The 22,189-nt window shown below is 70.1% G+C and carries 22 protein-coding genes; 10 read left to right on the forward strand and 12 right to left on the reverse strand.

What is annotated here, in order from left to right; genetic code table 11:
• Positions 1-60: 60 nt before the first annotated feature.
• The 5 genes from ACFXGJ_RS09580 (at position 61) to ACFXGJ_RS09600 (ending at position 3,331) form a co-directional block, all read left to right on the forward strand.
• Positions 61-624 (forward strand): dihydrofolate reductase family protein, encoded by a 564-nt coding sequence (locus ACFXGJ_RS09580; protein WP_378618226.1) that lies wholly within the window; start codon positions 61-63, stop codon positions 622-624.
• A 21-nt stretch (positions 625-645) separates the two neighbouring features.
• Positions 646-1,431 (forward strand): alpha/beta fold hydrolase, encoded by a 786-nt coding sequence (locus tag ACFXGJ_RS09585; protein ID WP_378618172.1) that lies wholly within the window; start codon positions 646-648, stop codon positions 1,429-1,431.
• The gene (locus ACFXGJ_RS09590) at positions 1,432-1,740 is read left to right on the forward strand and encodes an MGMT family protein (RefSeq protein ID WP_378618175.1); all 309 of its coding nucleotides are present in this window, start codon (positions 1,432-1,434) and stop codon (positions 1,738-1,740) included.
• A gap of 9 nt (positions 1,741-1,749) precedes the next feature.
• Positions 1,750-2,469, forward strand: coding sequence for a hypothetical protein (locus ACFXGJ_RS09595; RefSeq protein WP_378618177.1), 720 nt, complete (start codon positions 1,750-1,752; stop codon positions 2,467-2,469).
• A 589-nt stretch (positions 2,470-3,058) separates the two neighbouring features.
• Positions 3,059-3,331: a hypothetical protein gene (locus tag ACFXGJ_RS09600; protein ID WP_378618180.1), complete on the forward strand. Its 273-nt coding sequence runs from the start codon at positions 3,059-3,061 to the stop codon at positions 3,329-3,331.
• On the opposite strand, the gene ACFXGJ_RS09605 is transcribed toward ACFXGJ_RS09600, so the two are convergent.
• From ACFXGJ_RS09605 to ACFXGJ_RS09615, 3 genes are read right to left on the reverse strand one after another with little or no spacing between them, the layout of a single operon-like run.
• Entirely contained in the window at positions 3,297-4,547 is a 1,251-nt protein-coding gene (locus ACFXGJ_RS09605; RefSeq protein WP_378618183.1) for a kynureninase, read from the reverse strand. The two genes, ACFXGJ_RS09600 and ACFXGJ_RS09605, sit on opposite strands and share 35 nt — an antisense overlap.
• The gene (locus tag ACFXGJ_RS09610) at positions 4,544-5,584 is read right to left on the reverse strand and encodes a hypothetical protein (protein ID WP_378618186.1); all 1,041 of its coding nucleotides are present in this window, start codon (positions 5,582-5,584) and stop codon (positions 4,544-4,546) included. Before ACFXGJ_RS09610 ends, ACFXGJ_RS09605 begins: the two co-directional genes overlap by 4 nt.
• The gene (locus tag ACFXGJ_RS09615) at positions 5,581-6,438 is read right to left on the reverse strand and encodes a tryptophan 2,3-dioxygenase (RefSeq protein WP_378618189.1); all 858 of its coding nucleotides are present in this window, start codon (positions 6,436-6,438) and stop codon (positions 5,581-5,583) included. Before ACFXGJ_RS09615 ends, ACFXGJ_RS09610 begins: the two co-directional genes overlap by 4 nt.
• A gap of 118 nt (positions 6,439-6,556) precedes the next feature.
• Here ACFXGJ_RS09615 and ACFXGJ_RS09620 point away from each other — a divergent pair, with 118 nt between their 5' ends.
• Entirely contained in the window at positions 6,557-8,308 is a 1,752-nt protein-coding gene (locus tag ACFXGJ_RS09620; RefSeq protein WP_378618192.1) for an NTP transferase domain-containing protein, read from the forward strand.
• Here ACFXGJ_RS09620 and ACFXGJ_RS09625 read toward each other — a convergent pair.
• From ACFXGJ_RS09625 to ACFXGJ_RS09650, 6 genes are all read right to left on the reverse strand, one after another.
• Positions 8,250-8,966, reverse strand: coding sequence for a sirohydrochlorin chelatase (locus ACFXGJ_RS09625; protein WP_378618194.1), 717 nt, complete (start codon positions 8,964-8,966; stop codon positions 8,250-8,252). The genes ACFXGJ_RS09620 and ACFXGJ_RS09625 overlap by 59 nt on opposite strands.
• Positions 8,959-10,137, reverse strand: coding sequence for a uroporphyrinogen-III synthase (locus ACFXGJ_RS09630; RefSeq protein ID WP_378618197.1), 1,179 nt, complete (start codon positions 10,135-10,137; stop codon positions 8,959-8,961). Before ACFXGJ_RS09630 ends, ACFXGJ_RS09625 begins: the two co-directional genes overlap by 8 nt.
• Positions 10,134-10,553: a nitrite reductase small subunit NirD gene (nirD, locus tag ACFXGJ_RS09635; protein WP_378618200.1), complete on the reverse strand. Its 420-nt coding sequence runs from the start codon at positions 10,551-10,553 to the stop codon at positions 10,134-10,136. The genes ACFXGJ_RS09630 and nirD overlap by 4 nt, the downstream gene beginning before the upstream one ends.
• A 96-nt stretch (positions 10,554-10,649) precedes the next feature.
• A complete protein-coding gene (gene nirB, locus ACFXGJ_RS09640; RefSeq protein ID WP_378618203.1) occupies positions 10,650-13,163 on the reverse strand; it encodes a nitrite reductase large subunit NirB in 2,514 nt (837 codons plus the stop codon).
• An 82-nt stretch (positions 13,164-13,245) separates the two neighbouring features.
• Entirely contained in the window at positions 13,246-14,676 is a 1,431-nt protein-coding gene (locus tag ACFXGJ_RS09645; RefSeq protein WP_378618229.1) for an MFS transporter, read from the reverse strand.
• A gap of 171 nt (positions 14,677-14,847) precedes the next feature.
• Positions 14,848-16,071 carry a CynX/NimT family MFS transporter gene (locus ACFXGJ_RS09650; RefSeq protein WP_378618206.1) on the reverse strand — a complete coding sequence of 408 codons (1,224 nt, stop codon included), beginning with the start codon at positions 16,069-16,071 and terminating at the stop codon, positions 14,848-14,850.
• A gap of 158 nt (positions 16,072-16,229) precedes the next feature.
• Between ACFXGJ_RS09650 and ACFXGJ_RS09655 the strand changes: the two genes are divergently transcribed.
• Together ACFXGJ_RS09655 and ACFXGJ_RS09660 are read left to right on the forward strand one after the other, a co-directional pair.
• Positions 16,230-16,928, forward strand: a complete 699-nt coding sequence (locus tag ACFXGJ_RS09655; protein WP_378618208.1) for a FadR/GntR family transcriptional regulator — start codon at positions 16,230-16,232, stop codon at positions 16,926-16,928.
• A gap of 121 nt (positions 16,929-17,049) precedes the next feature.
• Positions 17,050-17,502: a GNAT family N-acetyltransferase gene (locus ACFXGJ_RS09660; RefSeq protein WP_378618211.1), complete on the forward strand. Its 453-nt coding sequence runs from the start codon at positions 17,050-17,052 to the stop codon at positions 17,500-17,502.
• Positions 17,503-17,512: 10 nt separating this feature from the next.
• Here ACFXGJ_RS09660 and ACFXGJ_RS09665 read toward each other — a convergent pair whose 3' ends face one another.
• Both ACFXGJ_RS09665 and moeZ read right to left on the reverse strand, forming a co-directional pair.
• A complete protein-coding gene (locus ACFXGJ_RS09665; protein WP_378618213.1) occupies positions 17,513-18,361 on the reverse strand; it encodes a TIGR02569 family protein in 849 nt (282 codons plus the stop codon).
• Positions 18,362-18,413: 52 nt separating this feature from the next.
• Positions 18,414-19,610, reverse strand: a complete 1,197-nt coding sequence (gene moeZ / locus ACFXGJ_RS09670; RefSeq protein WP_378618215.1) for an adenylyltransferase/sulfurtransferase MoeZ — start codon at positions 19,608-19,610, stop codon at positions 18,414-18,416.
• Positions 19,611-19,673: 63 nt separating this feature from the next.
• Here moeZ and ACFXGJ_RS09675 point away from each other — a divergent pair, with 63 nt between their 5' ends.
• Complete coding sequence (locus ACFXGJ_RS09675; RefSeq protein ID WP_378618217.1) at positions 19,674-20,108, forward strand: acyl-CoA thioesterase; 435 nt, start codon at positions 19,674-19,676, stop codon at positions 20,106-20,108.
• Between the two features lie 17 nt (positions 20,109-20,125).
• Here the strand turns inward: ACFXGJ_RS09675 and ACFXGJ_RS09680 are convergent, their stop codons facing one another.
• Positions 20,126-21,202 (reverse strand): DUF3152 domain-containing protein, encoded by a 1,077-nt coding sequence (locus ACFXGJ_RS09680; RefSeq protein WP_378618219.1) that lies wholly within the window; start codon positions 21,200-21,202, stop codon positions 20,126-20,128.
• Positions 21,203-21,479: 277 nt separating this feature from the next.
• Between ACFXGJ_RS09680 and ACFXGJ_RS09685 the strand changes: the two genes are divergently transcribed.
• Positions 21,480-22,142, forward strand: coding sequence for a TetR/AcrR family transcriptional regulator (locus tag ACFXGJ_RS09685; protein WP_378422569.1), 663 nt, complete (start codon positions 21,480-21,482; stop codon positions 22,140-22,142).
• The last annotated feature ends 47 nt before the right edge of the window (positions 22,143-22,189 follow it).

The raw sequence follows: 22,189 nt of genomic DNA on the forward strand, positions 1-22,189 counted from the left end.
GGCGCCGACAGGCCCCCGTGCGGGAAGATGGGCAGCAGCGTCGACGAAGGGGTGAGCATCGTGGCCAAGCTGATCTTCTCGGCGATCGCCTCGCTCGACGGCTACGTCGCCGACCGAGACGGCCGGTTCGACTGGGCCGCGCCCGACGAGGAGGTGCACGCGTTCGTCAACGATCTCGAGCGGCACGTCGGCACCTACCTGTACGGGCGCCGCATGTACGAGACGATGGTCAACTGGGAGTACGTCGGCGCGATGGCCGACGACGATCCGTCCGCCGTGCTGGATTTCGCACGGCTGTGGCGAGCCGCCGACAAGATCGTGTACTCCACGACCTTGACGCAACCGGCCAGCGCGAGGACCCGGATCGAGCGGAGCTTCGAGCCCGAAGCGGTCCGGGAGCTGAAGGCGGGGGCCGAGCGCGACATCAGCGTGGGCGGTCCGACGCTCGCCGCACACGCGATCCTCGCGGGGCTGGTCGACGACCTCCACCTGTTCGTCACACCGGTGGTGGTGGGCGGCGGCACGCGGGCGCTCCCCGACGGGCTCCGGCTGGACCTGACGCTGGTCGAGGTGCACCGGTTCGGGTCCGGTGTGGTCCACCTCCACTATCGCGCCGCGAACTGACCGGGACGGTGATCGGGCAAGATGGCGGGCGTGGCGGACCTCGAAACCCATAGATACGGCCCGGTGGACGGACCCCCGGTCCTTGCCCTGCACGGGATGACCGGGCACGGTCAGCGCTGGCAACACCTGGCCGACGGGTACCTGCCCCAGGTCCGGATGCTCGCCCCCGACCTGCGTGGGCACGGCCGCTCGACCTGGGCGCCGCCGTGGTCGATCGACAGTCAGGTGGACGACCTGGTCGACCTTCTCGAATCCGAGGCCACCGCACCCGTCGTGCTGGTCGGGCACTCCTACGGCGGCACCATCGCGTTGCACCTGGCCGCGCGGGCGCCGGGGCTGGTCCGGGCGCTGCTGCTGCTCGACCCCGCGATCGCCGTCGATCCGGCGAAGCTGCTCGAGATCGCGGACCTGACGGTGCGTTACCCGGACTACACCGATGCCGCGGAGGCCAGGTCCGAGAAGGTGCACGGCGCATGGGCCGACGTCCCCGACGAGGTGCTGGACGCGGAGATCGCCGAGCACCTGATCGAGGTCGAAGGTGGCCGGGTCGGGTGGCGCTACGCCGTGCCGGCGGTGGTGGCGTCCTGGGGCGAGCTCGCCCGACCGATCGTGGTCCCTCCGGCGGACCTGCCGACCGTGCTCGTGCAGGCGATGCGGGTGCAGCCGCCGTACGTGAGCAGAGAATTGCGCACGGCGCTGGCCCAACGGCTCGGAGACCGCCTGACGGTGGTCGAGATGGACGTCGACCACATGGTGGCGCAGTCGCGGCCCGCCGAGGTCGCCGCGCTGATCGAGAAGCTGCTGTAGGTGGCCGCGACCACCGAGGAGCAGGTCGAACGGGTCCGCGACCTGGTCGCCTCGATCCCCGCCGGGAAGGTCGCCACCTACGGCGACATCGCCGCGGCGGCGGGTCTGTCCAGTCCGCGGACGGTCGGCTGGATCATGCGCACCGATTCGTCCGACCTGCCCTGGCACCGGGTGGTCCCGGCATCCGGGCGGCCCGCCGCGCATCTCGCCCATCGCCAGATCTCGAGACTCGCGCTCGAGGGCGCGCCGATCGTCGACGGCCGGGTGGACCTCGTCGCTACGCGGCACCGATTCCCGCGACAGGGCTAGCGTCGAAACATGGCATGCAGGGCGGTGACCACCTGGCGGGGTCGTGAGCTGACCCCGGGAGGCGCTCGCGCCGCGGGCACCCGCGATGCGACCGGCATCCTCGACTGGACCAGTCTCGAGGTGGCAGCCCTCGACGAGGAGGTAAGTGTCCGCGAATCGGGTACGAGCCTCCTGCGCGTCGCCTATCGCTCGGTTCAGCACCGCATTCGTGCCGTGTACGCGCTCGACGACACCCAACCCACCTCCCGGACGATCGCGCGCGCCCGCGGCTCGTGCAGTCAGCGACTCGCCGTGGTCGAATCCCTGGCTCGGAGAAACGGTGTCGCCACCCGGGTCGAGGGCCTCGTTCTGCGCGGCGAGTTCTGGTACCCGCGATTCCGTTGCCAGCGTCCACTCGTCCCTGATCGGGTACTGATCGCATGGCCGAGCTTCCACGTCGACGGCGAGTGGATCGACGCGTCCGCCGCGTTCAGCGAACAAGGGTGCACGGCCTCTGCACCCTTCACCAACAGTGGCGCGGAGACCCTGTTCGACGCCGCGGGCCGCAGCCCCATCAGTTGGAGCGCCGCCACCACGTCCTCGGCATGCCTCGACCTCTCGGACCACGTCGTCCAGTCGCTCGGAACCTTCGATTCCCGCGACGATCTGTTCGCACGATACGGCCAGACCCTGGCCCGTCCGGTGCGGACCGTTCTCGAACCGTTCTGGAGTCGGTGGGGCGCGGGCTGACCGGGTGTCAAGATGCAGCGAAGATTGACCGGAAACGCCACCGCCCAACTCAGCGCGGACTTGCCCATTGACCTCCATCGAGCGCGCGGACCAACATCGTGCGGCTGTGCACAGGTGCCGGCAATCATCGTCAGGCGGTCCGGCTGATCAGACTTCGTGAACGTGGTTGCCCCACTAGACAACCGAGAGTAGTATCGAACATACATTCGAACTCGGGGGGTGATCGTATGACGACGGCGACGAAGCCCGCACACATCCCGATCACCGACCACGAACGGTCCCTGCTCACCGAAATCGACGACAGCGCCCGCGCCGAGAACGCCGCCGTCGCCCGCCGCATCGCCCAGATCAAGGACTACACCGCATCCCGCGGCACCTACCACCACCGCGCCACCGGCCCCCGAACCGCCCGATCAGCATCGACGTCGACCGCGACGACCCGGACACGCCACCACCACAACGCGATTCCGGCCTCGTCGTCTGCCGCTCCCGCGTCCTGCCCGCAGGCGCGCAACCCCGACGGTCCCGTCCCGACCCCCTACGCACTCCACGACTGCGCGACGGCACCTGCCGCCACCCCGGCTGCACCGTGCCCGCCGACCGCTGCCAGATCGACCACATCGTCCCGTTCGACCACAACAGACCCCGGCTCGGCGGCTGGACCGTCGCCACCAACCTCCACTGCCTCTGCGTCCTGCACCACCAACTCGAGACCGCCGGCCTGTGGCACTACGACATGCTCGCCGACGCAGTCGTCCACGCCCACAACACCATCGGACAGCACGACATCACCCTGCCGATCCTCCGACGAAGATACGACGAGCTGATCACCGAACCCGGGCCGCGAGCTCGCCACGGATGACTTCGAGTCCCCGGACCACCTCCGCGAAACTCGTACTGAGCGGGCTCAATCCGAGGCGCAGGCCCTCGGGAGCCCGGAAGTCGGGGATCACGCCCCGTTCCCACAACACTGGCGTCATCTCACGGAACATCGGGTGGTCGACTGTGACGTGACCGCCGCGTCGCTGAGGGTCGCGCGGCGACGCGATCGTGGCGCCGAGCGGGACCAGCCAGTCGTCGACCAACTCGATCGCGAACCCGGTCAGGGCGACCGACTTCTCCCGGATCGCGGCGATGCCCATCGCGTCGATCATCGCCACGGTGTCACGCAGGGCGATCATGCCCAGCACGGACGGGGTGCCGCTGAGGATCCTGCGGATGCCCTCGGCGGGCTGGTAGCCGGGCCCCATCTCGAAGCAGTCCGCACGGCCCATCCACCCCCAGATCGGCTGGACGAACGTCTCGAGCAGCCCGGCACGGACGTACCCGAAGGCGGGCGACCCAGGGCCGCCGTTCAGATACTTGTAGGTACAGCCGACGGCGAGATCCGCTCCCCACGAATCCAGTTCGACCGGAACCACACCGACGGAATGGCACAGGTCCCAGAGCACCAATGCCCCTACGTCGTGCGCGATCCCCGTGATCGCCGCGGCGTCGGCCAGGTATCCGGACCGGTAGGCGACATGGCTGAGCACCACCAACGCCGTCCGATCTCCGACCACGGCGGCCACCTGCTCGGCCCGCACCCCCGCACGCGGGTCCGAGGTGATCCAGCGCAGCGTCGCCCCCGACTCGGCCGCGACACCCTCGAGCACGTACCGGTCGGTGGGGAAATTGTCTGTGTCCAGGACGATCTCGTCGCGGCCGGGGCGCAACGCGAGCGCGCCGCGGACCAGCTTGTAGAGCAGGACGCTCGTCGAGTCGCCGACGGCGGTCTGGCCGGCGGCCGCGCCGAGCACTGCCCCGCCCAGTTCGTCGCCGATCGTCAACGGCAGGTCGAACCAGTCCTCGTCCCAGCCTCGGATCAGCCGCCCTCCCCAGCTCTCGGTGACGAATTGTTCGAGGCGCCGGGCGCTTGACAGGGGTGGACGGCCAAGTGAGTTCCCGTCGAGGTAGGACACGACGGACCCGTCTGCCGCACCGACGAACCGCCCGCGCTGCTCCCGCAACGGATCGCCTGCATCGAGCTCGGCAGCACGTACAGCGAATGACCCTGCGGCAGGATCGACTTCGTTCATCCGAACTGCTCCTCCCACTGTTCTACGGCAACGTTGCGGACCGAGGCGATCCACCTTGCCCAGTCCCGGTCGTCCGACGGCGGCAGGCCGGGCGCCCACGCGAGGCCCCGGCACCGCACCGGACCTGCGGGCCAGGCGAGCGTGATCGACTCGAGCACTGCCGAGCGATCGAGGCCGGCCGCCAGCAGTGCGAGCAGCTCACCCTCGTTGACGCCCACGGGCTGGGGCCCGTTGCCCTGATCGGTGCCGTAGACCACGACACCTCCGGCCGCGTGAAACCTTCGGAGGTTGTCGGCGGCGACCTCGAACGCCGCACCCTCGCCACCGCGCCCGTGGATGTCGAGGGTGCTGACCCACTGCACGGTCGGCGCCATCGCACCCAGCAGGTCCGCCGACAGCCGCTCGGTCCACGGCGTGTGCGCCAACCGGTCCACTCCCGCCGCGAGGGCCCGTTCGGCCTGGCCGGTTCCCTCCGCGTGCGCGACGACGGGGCGCCGGCCCGCGTGCGCGGCGCGGACGAGTGCGCCCAGCGTCGCGTCGTCGGGGGTGGGTCCGGCGTCCGCGTTCAGCATCACCTTGACGAAGTCGGCACCCGCGCGCAGCTGTTCGCCGACCGCTGCCGCCGCGTCGCCGGGCCCGGTCACCACGCGCACGGACCCGGCCCGGGCCCAGGTCCGGTCGCTCGGGTAGCCGCCCGGGGCGGTGAGGAACTGGCCGGCGAAGCGCACCTCCGGCAGCCCGTCGAGGACTCGACGGTCGGCGAACGGCGAGAGCGTCGACAGCGCGGAACCGAGGTCGTGCACCGCACTCAATCCGCCCGCGTACAGGTCGTGGGCCCCGACGAGGTCGAGATGCACGTGGGCGTCCCGCATTCCGGCGAAGACGCATCCCGGGACCGCGAGGACCCCGCTGCCGTCCGACTCGGTGCGCGGTTCGATCCGCTCGACGCGATGGCCACGCACCGTCAGCCGACACGGTCCCGACCAGGCTCCGCGCCACAGGTTTTCGACGTCGAGGGTGATCGTCGGACTCGTCATTTCCCGATCTCGGTGCGCGCGGCGAACAGTTCGGGGAAGAAGCTCTGGTCGAGCGCCCGTTGCAGGAAGCCTGCCCCGCCGGACGATCCACCGGTCCCCGGTTTCATACCGATGACTCGGAGCACCGTGCGCAGGTGCCGGAACCGCCACAGCTGGAAGCTCTCCTCCAGGTCGACGAACTCCTCGAACGACTCGTACGCGCGCCAATTCTCCTCGGGGTGTTCGTAGACACGCCTGACGAGCACCATCAGATCCGGGTTGAGCACATAGGCCCGGCTGACGTCTCGGTCGAGCGCGGAGACCGGGACGTCGTAGCCGGCGCGCGCAAGGCAGCGCCAGAACTCGTCGTAGAGGCCCGGCTCGCGCAGCAAGGCGTCGAGCAATGCGTGGGCGGGCGGGTCCGACTCGAAGACCGCGAGCATGGCCCTGTTCTTGTTGCCGAGGATGAACTCGACCGCGCGGTACTGGCAGGACTGAAACCCCGACGCGTTGCCGAGGAACCCGCGGAACTGCGCGTACTCGGTCGGCGTGAGCGTCGCGAGGATCGACCACTGCTCGGTGAGCGTCTTCTGGATGTGCTTGACCCGGGCGATGCATTTGAGCGCCATCCCGATGTCGTCCTCCGCGAACGCCCGCCTCGCGGCGCGGGCTTCGTGCAGGACGAGTTTGAGCCACAGCTCGGTGGTCTGGTGCGCGATGATGAACAGCATCTCGTCGTGGTGCTGCGGCTCGCTGACGGGATTCTGCGCGGACAGCAGTGTGTCGAGATCGAGGTAGGAGCCGTAGCTCATCGCGGACCGAAAGTCGGTCACGATGCCGGGTTCGAGCTCCCGGAAGTTCGAGTCTCCGGCCATCACTACCTCCTGGCGGCTGCATGGCGACGATCAAGACGAATGTCGCAGGTGCACGGGGCTCGGTCAACGATCACCTCGCGCGGCGAGTCGACCCCGACCGACATGGGACGATGAACCCATGACTGGCGAACCGTTCGAGGCCATCGTCCTGGCCGGCGGCTCGGCCACGCGCATGGGCGGCGTCGACAAGCCGTCCATCGAGGTCGGCGGGCGCACGATGCTGAGCACCGCGCTGGATGCGGTGGCGGGAGCGGCTCGTGTCGTGGTCGTCGGACCCCACCGCGACGACCTGAACCCGAGCGTCCGCCAGACCCAGGAGTCGCCGCACGGTGCCGGCCCCGTTGCGGCGCTCGCCGCAGGGCTGCGGAGTGCGGGAGACGCCGCGCTGGTCGTTGCGCTCGCCGCCGACCTGCCGTTCCTCACCCCGTCCACCGTCGATGGCCTGCTCGGCGCGCTCGCGGCCGACCCCGCCGCGGACGCCGCGTTCGCGATGGACGAGTCCGGACGCGTGCAGTTCCTGCTCGGGGTCTGGCGCCGGCCCGCACTGACGGCTCGACTCGACGCGCTCGGAACGGACGGCGCGGTCAACCGCGCGATGAAGTCTGTCGTTCCGAAAAACCATGTCACGGTGTCGATGTCGGGCATCTCCGACTGCGACACCGAGGCCGACGTCGCGGCCGCACGCGCCCGCGCCGCCGTCACACCGATGACGATCGAACAGGCCCGACGAGCCCTGCGCGACGGAGTGCCCGCCCTGCCCGTGCGTGTCCTGGCACCGACGGCCGCGCTCGCGGCCGTGCTCGCCGAACCGCTGGTCGCCGCCGCTCCCCTGCCCCGTTTCGATGTCTCCGCGATGGACGGCTACGCCGTGTCCGGTCCGGGCCCATGGGAACTCGACACCGCGATCCGGTACGCCGGGTCGGAGGACGACCTCGCACTCGCGCCGGGTCATGCGGTGCGCATCGCGACCGGGGCGCACGTTCCGTCCGGCTCGACGTCGGTGGTGCGCGACGAGCACGTCGAACTCGACGGCACCTCGCTGAGCCGACGGGCCGCCGCGCCGGTCCGTGACGACACCCGCCGCAGCGGGGAGGACTGGCAGACGGGCACACCCCTGGCGGCCGTCGGCACCCGTGTCACGCCCGCGGTCGCGTCGGTCGCGCTGAGCGGCGAGGTCGCCGGACTGACGGTTCGCGGACCGGTCCGCGCCCACGTGGTGGTCACGGGCGACGAGATCCGGCGGGACGGCCCCCTGCGCGCGGGCCAGACCCGCGACTCGCTCGGACCGCTTCTACCGCAGTTCCTTTCCTGGTGCGGGGTGACCACCGTCACCGAGACGCACCTGCGCGACACCGCGGGCGGATTCGACGAACTGCTCGCACGACCTGCCGCCGGCACCGACGCCGAGCTGATCGTCATCGTCGGTGCCACCGGCGGCGGGGCGGCCGACCACATGCGGCTGGCGCTGCAGCGACGCGGAGCCAGGACGATCGTCGGACGGGTCCTGGTCCGCCCCGGCGGATCACAGATCGTCGCGGCGTTGCCGGACGGACGAATCGTGTTGGGGCTGCCGGGAAATCCGTACGCCGCCGTCGCGACGCTGCTGTTGACCGCGCCCACGGTGGTGGCGGCGATGACCGGCGAACCGAGTCCGGTTCCCACGACCGGTGTCGTCGCCAACGCAGCCCAGGCCGGTTCGGACTACCCGCGGATCGTTCCGGTCACCCGCCAGCCGGACGGTGGTTGGCACGCGGCAGGGCACGTGCGCACCGCCCACCTGGCCGCGCTCGTCGGCGCTCAGGCCCTGGCGATCATCGAACCGGGGACATCCGATGGTGGTCGCGCGGAACTTCTGCCACTGCCGCGGTGACGTAGCGCGACACCAGTAGCCGCACCAGTTCCGGGTGCACACCGAGCGGCTCGGCCACCCCGTCGGCGCCCGCATCGGCGAGCCGCGTGTGAAAGAGGCCGTGCGCCAGCAGGTACGAGGCCACGAACACCCGGCGCCCGCTCTGCTCCCGCAGCCGGCCGACCACGTCGGGCACTCGCGGCCGGGCCGTCGCGACGTATCCGATCTCCACGCGGTCACCGGTCGTCGCGGCCAGCATGGCCGCGGCCCGGCGCACGTCTGCCAGCGCCCGACGATCCGACGATCCGGCGGCGGCGAGCACCACCGCGTCTCCCCGACGCCAGCCGGCCTCACGCAACCGCTCGAGCAGCACCCGCGCCAGCACCGGGTCCGGTCCCAGCGCCGGGGTCACCCGGACGTCCGGGTGACCCGAGTCGGCGACCTCGCGCGGCACGTCGGTGTGCACGTGGTAGCCGGAGGCCAGGAAGGCCGGCACCACCACCGCCGGACCGGAAAGGTCGCGCAGGACCTCCGATGGGGAGGGTCCGAGCACGTCCACGAACGCGACCCGGGTGGGTCCCACCTCGGCGGCCACCCGGTCGGCGAGCGCCGCGACCATGTCGACACCTCGCGTGCTGCGGGTGCCGTGCGCCACCAGCACCAGCGCGGGCCTAGTCATCCCCACGCTCCGGCTCGTCCCCGCAATCCACCGGGTCGAGGGCCAGTCGGTAGCCGCGCTTGACCACCGTTTGCACGATCTTCGGCGCACCGAGACTGGACCGCAGCCGTGCGATGGCCGTTTCCACCGCGTGCGTGTCGCCTCCGCCGCCCGGCAGCACCGCCAGCAGTTCGTCCCGCGAGACGACCCGCCCGGGCCGGTGCGTCAGTGTGCGCATCAATGCCATTGCGGCGGGCGGCAACTGGCGAACCTCGCCGTCGACGACCACGCACCTGCCGCGCACGCTCAGGTCGTGCCCGGACACCCGCAGCATCATCGACCGGCGCGGCAACTCCTCGGCGATGTGCCGCGCCAGCGATCCGAGCCGGGCCCGGGCCGGGATGCTGGTCGGGACGCCGAGCGCCTCGAGCGGGGCGGCGGTCACCGGTCCCACGCAGACCGCCAGAACGCGAGTGCGCAGCGAGTGCAGCAGCGGATCGACGAGACCGATCTCCTTGGCACGCATCAACATCGACGCGACCGCCGGTGCACTGGTGAAGCTGACCGCGTCCAGTGAGCCGCACACGGTCGCCTCGATCATCCGGTCCATGCCGCTCTGGTCCTCGGGTGGCGTCCACCGGTACACCGGCACCGGCACGACGTCCGCACCGGCCAGACGCAGCACCTCGCAGAAGTCGGGCAGCGGCTCCCACTCGGTGGTCGCACCGTGCAGCTGTACCGCGATCCGCTTGCCCTCCACCCCTTCCGCGAGCAGGTGGTCGATCACCTCGGCGGACGACTCCGACGGCGGCGACCACTCCTCGCGCAGGTCGGCGGCACGGATGGCGCCCTTCGCCTTGGGGCCGCGAGCGAGGATCCGCGAGCCGGACAGTGCGGCGGTCAATCCCTCGGCCAGTCCCCAGCCGTCCGCAGCCTCCATCCAGCCGCGGAAGCCGATGCCGGTGGTGGCCACGGTGATCTCGGCGGGCGAGTCGATCAGCTCCCTGGTGACCCGCTCGAGCTCGGCGTCGTCGACGAGCGGGATGATCCGGATGGCGGCCGCCGACACGACGGTCGCCCCGCGCCGGGTCAGCAGGGTGCTGAACTCCTCCGACCGCCGGGCGGCGGTGACCCCGACGGTGAAGCCGAGCAGCGGCTCGCCGATCCGGGGTACCGCCTCCGACTCGCTCATGCGCTGGCCCGATCGACGTCGAAGCCGCTGTGAACCTGCACGACCCCGGCCCACACGCGCACGTCGTAGACCGGGAGCCGCACCGACTCGTCGTCCAGGCAGCGGCCGTCGACCAGGGAGAAGACCTGTTTGAGCAGCGGCGAGACCACGATCGGTTCGCCGGCCCGGTCGCCGACCAGTCCGCGTGACATCACCGCGGCGCGGCCGAACGGGTCGATATTGCCGACCGCGTACAGGGAGCCGTCTTCGAGCAGGAACAGGGCGGCCTGCTCGGCGCCACGAATGAGCACCGCCACGCCCCGCCCCGGGATCAGGTGGCTGAGCGGACAGGCCGAGGTCCATTCGAGTTTTCCGTCGTTGACGCTCTCGCGTCCGGGTCCGGTCACGGTGTGGGCTCTCGTTTCGGTAACGGTCATCACGACCCTTCCTTCGTGCAGGCTTACTTTCTACGGTTCCGGTGTTACCTGGGCGTTAAGCTGCGATTCCCGGAGCGTAAGCAGACACGACGACTACTACTGGCCGGTAACATCGGCGGGCATCGGCGGCATTCCCATCAGCACCGGCACCTTGCGAGCGCCGGACTCGTCGAAGACCACCGTCGGGTCGGCCTCCTCGGGGGCGTTGACGAACGAGACGAACCGCGAGAGCTTCTCGGGGTCCTCGAGCACGCCCGCCCACTCGTCCTCGTAGCCCTCGACGTGCTTGGCCATCTCCGACTCGAGCTCCGACGCGATGCCGAGACTGTCCTCGCACACCACCGCCTTGAGATGGTCGAGACCGCCCTCCATGGCCTCCACCCACGGTGCGGTGCGCTGCAGCCGGTCGGCGGTGCGCACGTAGAACATCAGGTACCGGTCGATGTACCGGACGAGCGTCGCGTCGTCCAGTCCGCCGGCGAGCAACTGCGCGTGCTTGGGTGACTGCCCGCCGTTGCCTCCGACGTACAGGTTCCAGCCGTGTTCGGTGGCGATGACGCCGACGTCCTTGCCCCTCGCCTCCGCGCACTCGCGCGCGCAACCCGAGACGCCGAACTTGATCTTGTGTGGCGAACGCAGTCCGCGGTACCGGTTTTCGAGGTTCACGGCCATGCCGACGGAGTCCTGGACGCCGTAGCGGCACCAGGTCGACCCGACACAGCTCTTCACCGTCCGCAGCGACTTGCCGTACGCCTGACCGGATTCCATGCCCGCATCGACCAGTCGCTTCCAGATCGCGGGCAGCTGTTCGACGCGGGCACCGAACAGGTCGATGCGCTGACCGCCCGTCACCTTGGTGTAGAGCCCGAAGTCCCTGGCCACCTCGCCGATCACGATGAGCTGCTCGGGGGTGCACTCGCCGCCGGGCATCCGCGGCACCACCGAGTAGGTGCCGTTCTTCTGGATGTTCGCCAGGAAGTGGTCGTTGGTGTCCTGCAGCGACGCCTGCTGCCGGTGCAGGATGTGGTCGGAGTCGGTGGACGCGAGGATGGACGCCACCACCGGCTTGCAGATGTCGCAGCCGGTTCCCCTGCCGAACTTGGTGATCAGCGCGGAGAAGGTGCGGGTGCCGGTCGCCCGGATGATCTCGAACAGCTCCGCCCGCGACTGGTCGAAGTGCTCGCACAGTGCCTTGCTCATCACCACACCCGACGAGGTGAGCAGCTGCTTGATCGTGGGCAGGCAACCACCGCAGGTGGTTCCGGCATTGGTGCAGGACTTGACCGAGGCGATGTCGCACGCCCCGTCGGCGATGGCGCCGCAGATGGTGCCCTTGGTGACGCCGTTGCACGAACACACCTCGGCATCGTCGGGCAGGGACCCGGCTCCCGGCTTCTCCCCGGTCGGCGAGATCAGGGCGGCGGGATCACCGGGCAGCTCGCGGCCGACCAGCGGGCGCAGCGACGAGTACGGCGACGCGTCGCCGACCAGGATGCCGCCGAGCAGGATCTTCGCGTCGTCCGAGACCACCAACTTGGCGTAGGTGCCCTTGGCCGCGTCGGACAGCACGACCTCGAGCGCGCCGGGCGTCGCCGCGTGCGCGTCGCCGAAGCTGGCGACGTCCACGCCCATCAGCTTGAGCTTGGTGGACAGGTCCGCGCCGGGGAACTCGGCGGCGCCGCCGAGCAGCCGGTCCGCCGCGATCTCGGCGGTGGTGTATCCGGGGGCGACGAGTCCGTAGCAGGTGCCCTCGACCGCCGCGCACTCGCCGACCGCGTAGATCGCCTCGTCCGAGGTGCGGCAACCGAGGTCGGTGAGGATGCCGCCGCGCTCACCGACCTCGAGTCCCGACTCCCGCGCCAGCTGGTCCCGCGGCCGCACGCCCGCCGAGAACACCAGCAGCGCCGCCTCGATCACCGAACCGTCCGAGAGTTCGACGGTCACCCCGTCGGGACCCTCGGCGATGCCCGCGGTGCCGACGCCCGCGTGCACGGTGACGCCGAGGTCGGTGACCAGCCGGGACAGCAGCGCGCCGCCGCCCTCGTCCACCTGCAGCGGCATCAGCCGCGGCGCGAACTCGACGACGTGCGGAGCCATGCCCATCAGGCGCAGGGCGTTCGCCGCCTCGAGGCCGAGCAGCCCGCCGCCCACCACGACACCGACGGCGCCTGGGCCGGCCGCCTCGGCGCGGGCCCGGATGCCGTCGAGGTCGTCGAGGGTGCGGTAGACGAAGCACTCGGGCCGGTCGTGCCCGGGTACCGGCGGCACGAACGCGTACGAGCCGGTGGCCATCACGAGGGCGTCGTAGTCGAGCGTGTCGCCGGCCGACGTGGTGACCGTGCGGGCCGCACGGTCGACGGTGTCGGCGCGCACGCCGGTCCGCAGGTCGACGAGGGCGTCACCGCGGTAGTCGTTGCCGGCGAGCGCGAGTTCCTTTGCGTCCCACGATCCGACGTACGACGACAGCGCGACCCGGTCGTAGGCGGGCAGTTCTTCCTCGCACAGGACGGTGATCCGCCAGGTGCCCGCCTCGTCGCGGGCGCGCAGCGCCTCGACGAACCGATGTCCGACCATGCCGTGGCCCACCACCACTACCGACTTGCCGCTCATGCCGCACCCTCTTCCTCGATCGATCGTGTAACGCGGTTGTTCTGTTCTGCCGGTTCGGGATCCGACTGGCGGGCAGTCCTCGTCAGACCAGGACGGGAGACTGGTTGTCGTCGGTGACTCCGCGCTCGGCCGGACGGCGGAGGAACACCACCCAGGTCACGACCACGCACGCCAGGTAGAAGCAGAGGAAGACCCAGAAGGCCATCGTCGCGGACTTCGCCGGGCTGCTGTAGGACGCGCGGAGAACCAGGTTGATACCGACGCCGCCGAGGCCGCCGATGGCGCCGGCGAACCCGATCAGCGCGCCGGACATGCTGCGCGACCAGGCCGCCTTCTCCGACGCACCGAGCGCGTCCAGACCCTGCGCCTTCGCCTCGAAGATCGACGGGATGATCTTGTACACCGAGCCGTTGCCGAGGCCCGAGAGCAGGAACAGGGCGATGAAGCCGAGCACCAGAGCGGTCATCACGCCGGCGCCGGCTGCGGCGCCGGGGGTGGCGTCGCCGATGCTGCTCGCGGTGACCAGCACCGCCGCCGCCAGCGCCATCGCCACGAAGGTGTACAGGGTGATCTTGCCGCCGCCGATGCGGTCGGCCAGCTTGCCGCCGATCGGACGGGCGATGGACCCGAGCAGCGGACCGATGAACGCGATCTGGGCGGTGTGCAGGGCCGCCTGAACCGGGGTGTCGCCGCCGGCGAGGAAGTTGATCTGCATGACCTGACCGAACGCGAAGCTGTATCCGATGAAGGAGCCGAACGTTCCGATGTAGAGGAAGGCGATCACCCAGGAGTCGCGGAACTTCAGCGCCGCGCCCATCGCCCGCAGGTCGGCCTTCTGGTTGCCGAGGTTGTCCATGAACAGGGCCGCACCGACCGCCGCTGCTCCGACGAACACCAGGTACACGGCGCAGACGATCCATGCCTCGGTGTTGCCGACGGTCGCGATGACCAGCAGTCCGATGAGCTGGATCGTCGGGACGCCGATATTGCCGCCGCCCGCGTTCAGGCCGAGGGCCCAGCCCTTGAGGCGCTGCGGGTAGAAGGCGTTGATGTTGGTCATCGACGAGGCGAAGTTGCCGCCTCCGACGCCCGCCAGCGCCGCCACCAGCAGGAACGTGGTGTACGAGAAGCCCGGGTTGAGCATCAGGTAGAGCGTCCCGAGCAGCGGGACGAACAGCACGAGGGCACTGAAGACGGTCCAGTTACGACCGCCGAATCGCGCGGTGGCCACGGTGTAGGGGATGCGCAGGATGGAACCGACCAGGGTCGGGACCGCGACGAGGAAGAACTTGCCACCCGCGTCGATTCCGTAGACCCCGACCGGCATGAACAGGACCATCACCGACCAGATCGACCACACCGAGAAACCGACGTGCTCGGCGATGACCGACCAGATCAGGTTGCGCCGGGCGATCTGCTTGCCGCCCGCTTCCCAGGCCGCCACGTCCTCGGCGTCCCAGTGCTCGATGTAGTGCGGGCGCGGCGAGGCCGGAGCCTCGGGTGCGCCGGTCACTGCCGTGGCATCGTCCGAACGTGTGGTCACCGGGCCTCCTCGTATGCTTGGGTGTCCCAAAACTACGAGTCGGATGTTGCCCGGGTGCTGCGGTCAGTGACTCCGCAGTGAACTTGCGCTCACCTCAGCCGGACCCGGCCGGTGAGGAGGTTTTCCCAGGTAAACGCCGTGTTACCCGGTGTGACGCGCACCCCAGGAGTCTTCCAGGAAGCGCGGCTTGCAGGCCTGGTAGGCACCGAGGGTCATCACGGCCACGGCGCCGAGCAGCAGCGCGAACGGCCAGGTCCAGCCGTCGGTGGCGTCGTGCAGAATGCCGAAGAGCAGCGGTCCGATGCAGGCCACCGCGTAGCCGAGGCCCTGGGTGAAGCCGGACAGCGCCGCGGATCCGGCACCGGTCCTGGTCCGCAGATTGATCAGGGTCAACGACATCGGGAAGGTGCTCGGACCGAGCCCGACCGCGATGATCCACACGATCGGCGCAGCCATCGGGGCGAACAACAGTCCCCCGAAGCCGATCAGGTACGACACCACGCAGCCCAGGACCACGGGGAACGGGTTCGCAATTCGAATGCACAGCGACGGCGCGCCGACCGCGGCGATGAAGCCCACGGCCGAGAACAGCGCGACCATCGTGCCGCCGAAGCTCGTGCTGGCGCCTGCCTCGGTGAGGATCTTGGGAATCCAGGTGAACATCGAGTAGGTGATCAGCGAGGTCATGCCGAACATGCCCGCCATTCCCCACGCGACCGGCGAGCGCCAGGCCTGCCCCTTCGGCTCCCCGGGGCTGACGACCGGCTCCGCGGTGACGTCGACCCGGTCCCGACCACGACGGCTGGCGATCACCCCGATCCACGGCAGCGCGGCCGCGACGGGCAGCAACGCCCACACACCGAGCGACGTCCGCCAGCCGAAGGCCTCGGCGAGAGGCACCGCGACCAGCGCGGGCAACATGGTGCCGATCTGCACGCACGTGATGTAGACGGTGCTCACCACGGCCAGTCGATCCGAGAAGTAGCGCTTGACCAGCGGCGGGATCACCACGTTGCCGATACCCATGCCGCCGAGCGCCAACGCCGAGAAGAACAGCAACCCGAGGGTGCCGGACATGGCCGAGCGCGTCGCGATGCCGATCGCGGTCATCACCATCGCCACCAGCGCCACCCGCTCGAGCCCGAAGCGCAGCGCAAAGCGCGGGGTGAGGATCCCGAACACCGCGAACATCGCAGTCGGCAACATGCCGAACACCCCGACGACGGCGGAGTCGAAACCGATCTCCGTACCGATCTCGTCGAGCAACGGGGTGATGGACGTGACGGCGGTGCGCAGCGTCAGGGCGGACAGCACGATCGCGACGAGCACCATCAGTCGCCCGGCCACGAGCGAGCGCTTGGACATCGCGTCATCCTGCCGTCGGGCCGTTTGCACCGTCACCACTCACCTCGCGTGCTCTCGATTTTCGGTCCTGACATCGGACCGAGAAATCATAGGATGACTGGATGATCCGATGCAACCGACTATGATGCGGTGGCAGCCCAGCAGAGAGAGTGACAACCGTGCAGCCCGTTCGCCGTACCAGCCTGATCGCCCAGGTGACAGACCAACTCCGTGCCGAGATCACGGCCGGGAGATGGCCGGTCGGCGACCGAATCCCCACCGAGCCCGAACTCGCGGAGCTGACGGGGACCGGACGCAACACCGTCCGAGAGGCCGTCCAGGCTCTCGTACACGCGGGCATGCTCGAGCGCCGACAGGGCTCGGGCACCTACGTGATCGCCACCAGCGACCTGTGCGGCACGCTCGGCAAGTACTTCGCGTCCGCGCACGAGCGGGACGTGCTCGAACTGCGTCAGGCCCTGGACGTCACGGCAGCCGCCCTCGCCGCACGGCGCCGCGACGCGGCCGACATCGAGCAGCTTCGCACACTGTTGGAAGCTCGGAACACGTTGTGGCGCAACACCGCAGCGGTGACCGACACCGAACAGCGGGCGGCCGTGTCGGCGGACCTGGCCCTGCACCGCGCGATCGTGGCGGCCAGCCACAACGAGGTCTACCTCGAGTTCTACGACTCGCTGCTGCCGACCATCGAAATGACCATCTCGCGGCACCCCGTCGACCCCGCGAACTCCTTCGAGGCCGAACACCACGAGCTGGTGCAGGCCGTCATCGACGGCGAGGCCGAGCGGGCCGCCACTGCCGCCCGGCACTTCATCACCGAACTGCTCGCGCAGCGCACCCCGCCCGAGGCGAACTGACCGGTCCCCGCGCGCCAAATATGGCCTTCGACGACTACCGCCGCACCCGCTTCGGTTCGCCAAGCATCCGAGTGGCCGCGTCGACACCCCGTGACCAGGCAGCCGTCCCTAGACTGAGTCCGTGCGCACCGTTCACCACGCGAGGCTGGCCGCGACGGACCCCGTCACGCTGTACCGGATCATGATGCTGCGCACCGCGGTGTTCGTCCACGAGCAGGGCGTCGTCTCCGAACCCGAGCTCGACGGTCGGGACCTGGACCCGTCCACGACGCTGTTCTGGACCGAAGAGGACGGACAGGTGCTGGCCACCCTGCGGGTGCTGGCCGACGAGCCGACGGTGCACATCGGGCGGGTGGCCACCGCTGCGACAGCTCGAGGCCGGGGCATCGCCGGGGAGCTGCTCGCGGCGGCCCTCGCCTGGACCCCGGGCGAGGTGGACATCTCCGCCCAGGCCTACCTCGAATCCTGGTACGGCGGCTTCGGGTTCCGTCGGACCGGCCCCAACTACTTCGAGGCAGGTATCGAACACCTGCCGATGCGGCGATCGGCACTCGGGCCCGTACCGCCCGAATGAGGCATCGCGCTCAGAGCATCAGTCGGATCAGGTCCGCCGTGCGCACCAACCCCGGCAGCGCCTCCGGCGTGGACCTCGGATGCAGGGCATGGACGGCGAGACGGAACATCAACGCGCGCAACAACATCTGTGGCCACTCGGGCAGGTCCTCCCAGCGCCCGATGAGCTCCTCGTCCGCCCCACCCCAGGACAGCGCGTCGACGACGGCCACACCCGCGGCCCAGCCGGCGGGACGCCAGTACGGGGTGATGTCGGTGATGCCCGGGGCCTCCGAGCCGGAGAACAGGACCGTGCCGAACAGGTCGCCGTGCACCAGCTGGTCGGGGCTCTGCACCGGCTTCCGCAGGGTCGCCAGCTGACCGATCAGCTCGACGCTCGTGCGACCGTCGGCGGAGGTCGCCTCGAACTGTCCCTTGACCCCGCGCAGCGGAACCTGTTCCCAGGCGGCCCGGTCCGCCGCGACGAACACGTCGACGTCCGCCCACGGCGCGACGGGCGGTTGCACCAGGAACCGGGGGCGCTCGAGCGGCGCCGTCGCCGCGTGCAGCCGCATCGAGAGCGAGACCACCTCGTCGTGCCGGGGCTCCGGCGAGCCGTCGATGAACGTGTCGGCGCGCCAACCGGAGACCACGTAGCGACCGTCGGTGGCGCGCACCGGACGGGCCAGCCGGACCCCGTCCGGATTCAGCGTCTCGCGCACCTTCGCCGACCAGGCCGCACGGGCGTGATCGGCGACGGGTGAGAGCACCACGTCGTCGCAACGCCAGCCGCCCTCCCAGTCGGCGCCGAGCGGGATCGGCTCGACCTCACGCAGGCCGAAGGTGGACCGCACATGCGAGGGTGGTTCGACGGAGCTCACGTCCCCAACGCTACCGCCGTGACCCGGCGCGCCGAGCCTGACGCGCCGCCGCTCAGTAGACCGGCAGGGTCCGGTCCACCTGCCGCGCCCAGGCGACGATTCCGCCCTGCAGGTGGGTCGCGTCGGCGAACCCCGCCTGCTTCAGCGCGGCCAGCACCTCCGCCGACCGCACCCCGGTCTTGCAGTGCAGCACGATCGGCCGGTCCTGGGGCAACTCGGCCAGGGCCTCGCCGGACAGGATCCGATCCTTGGGGATCAGGACCGCCCCGGGCAGATGCACGATGTCCCACTCCACCGGCTCGCGGACGTCGATCAGCTCGATCTCCTTGCCTGCCTCGATCATTGCCGCGAGCTCCGGCGCGGTGACGGTCGACCCGACCGCGGCCGCGGCGCCCTCGTCCGAGACCACGCCGCAGAAGGCGTCGTAGTCGATCAGCGCGGTGACCGGTTCGCGCGCGGGATCGCGGCGCAACCGGATGGTCCGATAGCTCATCTTCAGCGCGTCGTAGATCATCAGCCGGCCGAGCAGCGACTCGCCGATGCCGGTGATCAGCTTGATCGCCTCGGTCGCCATGATCGATCCGATCGACGCGCACAGCACGCCGAGGACCCCGCCCTCCGCGCAGGAGGGGACCATCCCCGGCGGCGGGGCCTCCGGGTACAGGTCGCGGTAGTTCAACCCGCGACCGTCGGGGGCGGCCTCCCAGAACACCGACGCCTGACCCTCGAACCGGTAGATCGACCCCCACACGTACGGCTTGCCCGCCAGGACGGCGGCGTCGTTGACGAGGTAGCGGGTGGCGAAGTTGTCGGTGCCGTCGAGGATCAGGTCGTACTGCGCGAACAGGTCGACGGCGTTGTCGGGTTCGAGCCGGAACTCGTGCAGCCGGACCTCGACGTTGTCGTTGATCTCGAGGATCGAGTCGCGGGCGCTGTGCGCCTTCGGCCGGCCGACGTCCGAGCTGCCGTGGATGACCTGCCGCTGCAGATTCGACTCCTCCACCTCGTCGAACTCGACGATGCCGAGGGTGCCGACCCCAGCCGCCGCGAGGTAGAGCAGCGCAGGCGAGCCCAGTCCCCCGGCCCCGATGACGAGCACCCGGGCGTTCTTGAGGCGCCGCTGCCCGACCGTCCCGACGTCCGGAATGATCAGGTGCCTGCTGTAGCGCGCGACTTCCTCACGGCTCAGCGCGGCGGCGGGCGCCACCAGCGGCGGCAGGGAGGTGCTGGGCGACGAGTTGGACGACACCACCCCATTGTCCCCCGGTCGGCTACGGTCTAGCGCGCCGGTCCACCGATCCCAGGAGTCCCGATGAGCAGCCCGTCCGATCCCGTCGCCTACCGCGCCGTCGTGTCCGTGCGCTGGTCGGACATGGACGCGTTCAAACACATCAACCACGCCCGGATGGTGACCCTGCTCGAGGAGGCCCGGATCGACTGGTTGCAGGCCGTGGACCCCGAGGCCGCGGCGTTGTTGCAGAGTTCGGTGGTCGCGCATCTCGATGTCCGGTACCGCTCGCCGTTGACGCATTCCGACGCGCCGCTGGCCGTGACGATGTGGCTGGAACGGGTGCGCACGGTGGACCTGACGGTGCGCTACGAGGTCCGCGCGGCAGCCGCGCTCGCCGATTCGAAGCCCGCCGTGGAGGCGATCACCCAGCTCGCCCTCGGCGACCCGTACACGCAGAGCCTGCGGCGACTGACCGCGGAGGAACGCGCCCACCTGGAGCCGTGGGTGCGGGCCTGACCGACTGAAGGCCGCGCTCAGCCTCGCGGGTACGGCCAGGGGTTGAACCGGCAGGTCTTGCCGTCCATCGGGACCACGCCCTCGGGATCGAGCCGCGCGATGTCGTTGTTCGAGACGCCGAACGACTGCTGCATCATCACGGGCGCCAGCCCGCCGTCCACCTCGCACGGCTGGTGCTGCTGGTAGCCGATGGCGTGCCCGACCTCGTGGTTGATCTGGTACTGCCGGTAGGACCCGATGTCGCCCTGGAAGGCGACCGCGCCGCGCACCCAGCGAGCCTCGTTGAGCACGACCCGACCGATGCCGGGGTTGTAGCACGAGCTGTCGACCGGGATGTCGTATCCGCAGGCCTGCCGGGTGGTCATCTGCGACGTCAGCGAGATGCGGAAGGTCGGGTCGCCGTTGTCGACACGCTGGAATGCGAACCGGTGGTCGTTGGTCCAGCTCTTCGGGTTGGCGAGGGTCTGGTCGACCATCCGTCCGAACGACTCGTCGCCGCCGAAGCCCGCGGTGTCGACGCCGTCCTCGACCTCGACGGTGTAGGTGAAGACCTGCTCGGTGCCCTGTCCGGTCTTCGGTGTGGCGCCGGGAATCACCCGCCAGTTCCCCGCACCGGTGGCGGTGAACGGACCGCCGTCGGGCAACGCCCCGGATGGCAGCGACGCGGCGAAGGCACCATCCGCCTTCGGCGGCGCACCGACCACGCCGGTGCCGTTGGTACCGGTGCTCCGAGTGCCGAATCCGGGGTCGCCCGTCGCACTCTGATTCACCCCGCCGCCGTCGCCGCGCACCGCATCGACCACCACCAGCACCGTGACGACGAGCAGGATCGGGATCGCGTAGGCCCGCCAGCCGTACATGGCGACGAACTTGCCCAGCTTGCTCTGCTTGCGCGCGCTGCGTTCCGGGCGCGGGGTGCGCGGCCGGCCGAGTTCCCGACCGATCGGATCCCACTGGGCCCGCAGCGGCTGGTGCGACCCGACGCTGCCGCGCTCGCGATCGTCCGAATCCGAATACGTGTCGTCGGAGCGAGTGCGGTCGTCGGGAACCCTGGGGTTCTCGCCCCGCAGACGCGGTCCACCTCGATCCGTCACCTAGCCAGAATCTCACAGTCCCCGTCCGCCGACGTCCGGCGCGCCGATCGGGCTTTACCAGACCGTGATGCCAGTCACTGCGCAGGGGGCGAAGGGATGCTGGCCACTGGCACCCATTGCCGTACCTGGAATACTGGTCCGCACAGCACGCGCCATTACGCGGAATGGTCCGGGAACCATCCGGTATCGTTCGACTACTTTGTGCACCCAGTGCAGTGAGCACCCTCACACACGCCGCACGAGGCACGCGATGGTGGTTACGCAGATTGGGAGCACGATGACAGAACTCGCTGACCGGACCTCGTCCGATCGTTCCGCAGCCCCGGCCGGGCGCGCGACCACCAAGCGCAGCACCCGCCTGCCTCGGGACGAACGTCGACTGCAACTGCTCCAGGCCGCCAGTGAGGTCTTCGTCAGCCGCGGCTACCACTCCGCGGGCATGGACGAGATCGCCGAGTGCGCCGGCGTGAGCAAGCCCGTCCTCTACCAGCACTTCCCCGGCAAGCTCGACCTCTACCTCGCGGTCCTGCAGAGCTACGTGGACAGCCTGATCTCCGGGGTGCGCCAGGCGCTGCGCTCGACCACCGACAACCGGCAGCGCGTGCGCGCGGCGGTGCAGGCGTTCTTCGACTTCGTCGACAACGAGAGCCAGGGCTACCGGCTGGTGTTCGAGTCCGACCTGATGGGCGATCCGCAGGTGCTCGCCCGCGTCGACCGCGCCACCGAGGCCTGCGTCGATGCCGTCTTCGACCTGGTCGCCCACGACTCGGGCCTCGACCCGTACCGGGCCCGCATCCTCGCCGTCGGACTGGTCGGCACCAGCCAGTTCACCGCACGGTACTGGCTGCAGGCGAACCGGCCGATCCCCAAGGAGGAGGCCGTCGACACCACCGTCGTGCTCGCCTGGGGCGGCCTTTCACACGTGCCGCTGCAGTCCTGACCCGGACATGAGAATGGGGCGCGGATCGAGATCCGCGCCCCCTGGTC

Source organism: Rhodococcus sp. NPDC059234, assembly GCF_042754225.1.
Taxonomy (GTDB): domain Bacteria; phylum Actinomycetota; class Actinomycetes; order Mycobacteriales; family Mycobacteriaceae; genus Rhodococcus_G.

What these genes read in the sequence shown, in the direction of transcription:
- nirB (WP_378618203.1), bottom strand. Translation starts at nt 13,163, where the DNA reads ATGAGCGGCAAGTCGGTAGTGGTGGTGGGCCACGGCATGGTCGGACAT.
- ACFXGJ_RS09650 (WP_378618206.1), bottom strand. Translation starts at nt 16,071, where the DNA reads ATGTCCAAGCGCTCGCTCGTGGCCGGGCGACTGATGGTGCTCGTCGCG.
- ACFXGJ_RS09615 (WP_378618189.1), bottom strand. Translation starts at nt 6,438, where the DNA reads ATGGCCGGAGACTCGAACTTCCGGGAGCTCGAACCCGGCATCGTGACC.
- ACFXGJ_RS09675 (WP_378618217.1), top strand. Translation starts at nt 19,674, where the DNA reads ATGAGCAGCCCGTCCGATCCCGTCGCCTACCGCGCCGTCGTGTCCGTG.
- ACFXGJ_RS09585 (WP_378618172.1), top strand. Translation starts at nt 646, where the DNA reads ATGGCGGGCGTGGCGGACCTCGAAACCCATAGATACGGCCCGGTGGAC.
- ACFXGJ_RS09625 (WP_378618194.1), bottom strand. Translation starts at nt 8,966, where the DNA reads ATGACTAGGCCCGCGCTGGTGCTGGTGGCGCACGGCACCCGCAGCACG.
- nirD (WP_378618200.1), bottom strand. Translation starts at nt 10,553, where the DNA reads ATGACCGTTACCGAAACGAGAGCCCACACCGTGACCGGACCCGGACGC.
- ACFXGJ_RS09620 (WP_378618192.1), top strand. Translation starts at nt 6,557, where the DNA reads ATGACTGGCGAACCGTTCGAGGCCATCGTCCTGGCCGGCGGCTCGGCC.
- ACFXGJ_RS09605 (WP_378618183.1), bottom strand. Translation starts at nt 4,547, where the DNA reads ATGAACGAAGTCGATCCTGCCGCAGGGTCATTCGCTGTACGTGCTGCC.
- ACFXGJ_RS09630 (WP_378618197.1), bottom strand. Translation starts at nt 10,137, where the DNA reads ATGAGCGAGTCGGAGGCGGTACCCCGGATCGGCGAGCCGCTGCTCGGC.
- ACFXGJ_RS09685 (WP_378422569.1), top strand. Translation starts at nt 21,480, where the DNA reads ATGACAGAACTCGCTGACCGGACCTCGTCCGATCGTTCCGCAGCCCCG.
- ACFXGJ_RS09595 (WP_378618177.1), top strand. Translation starts at nt 1,750, where the DNA reads ATGGCATGCAGGGCGGTGACCACCTGGCGGGGTCGTGAGCTGACCCCG.
- ACFXGJ_RS09610 (WP_378618186.1), bottom strand. Translation starts at nt 5,584, where the DNA reads ATGACGAGTCCGACGATCACCCTCGACGTCGAAAACCTGTGGCGCGGA.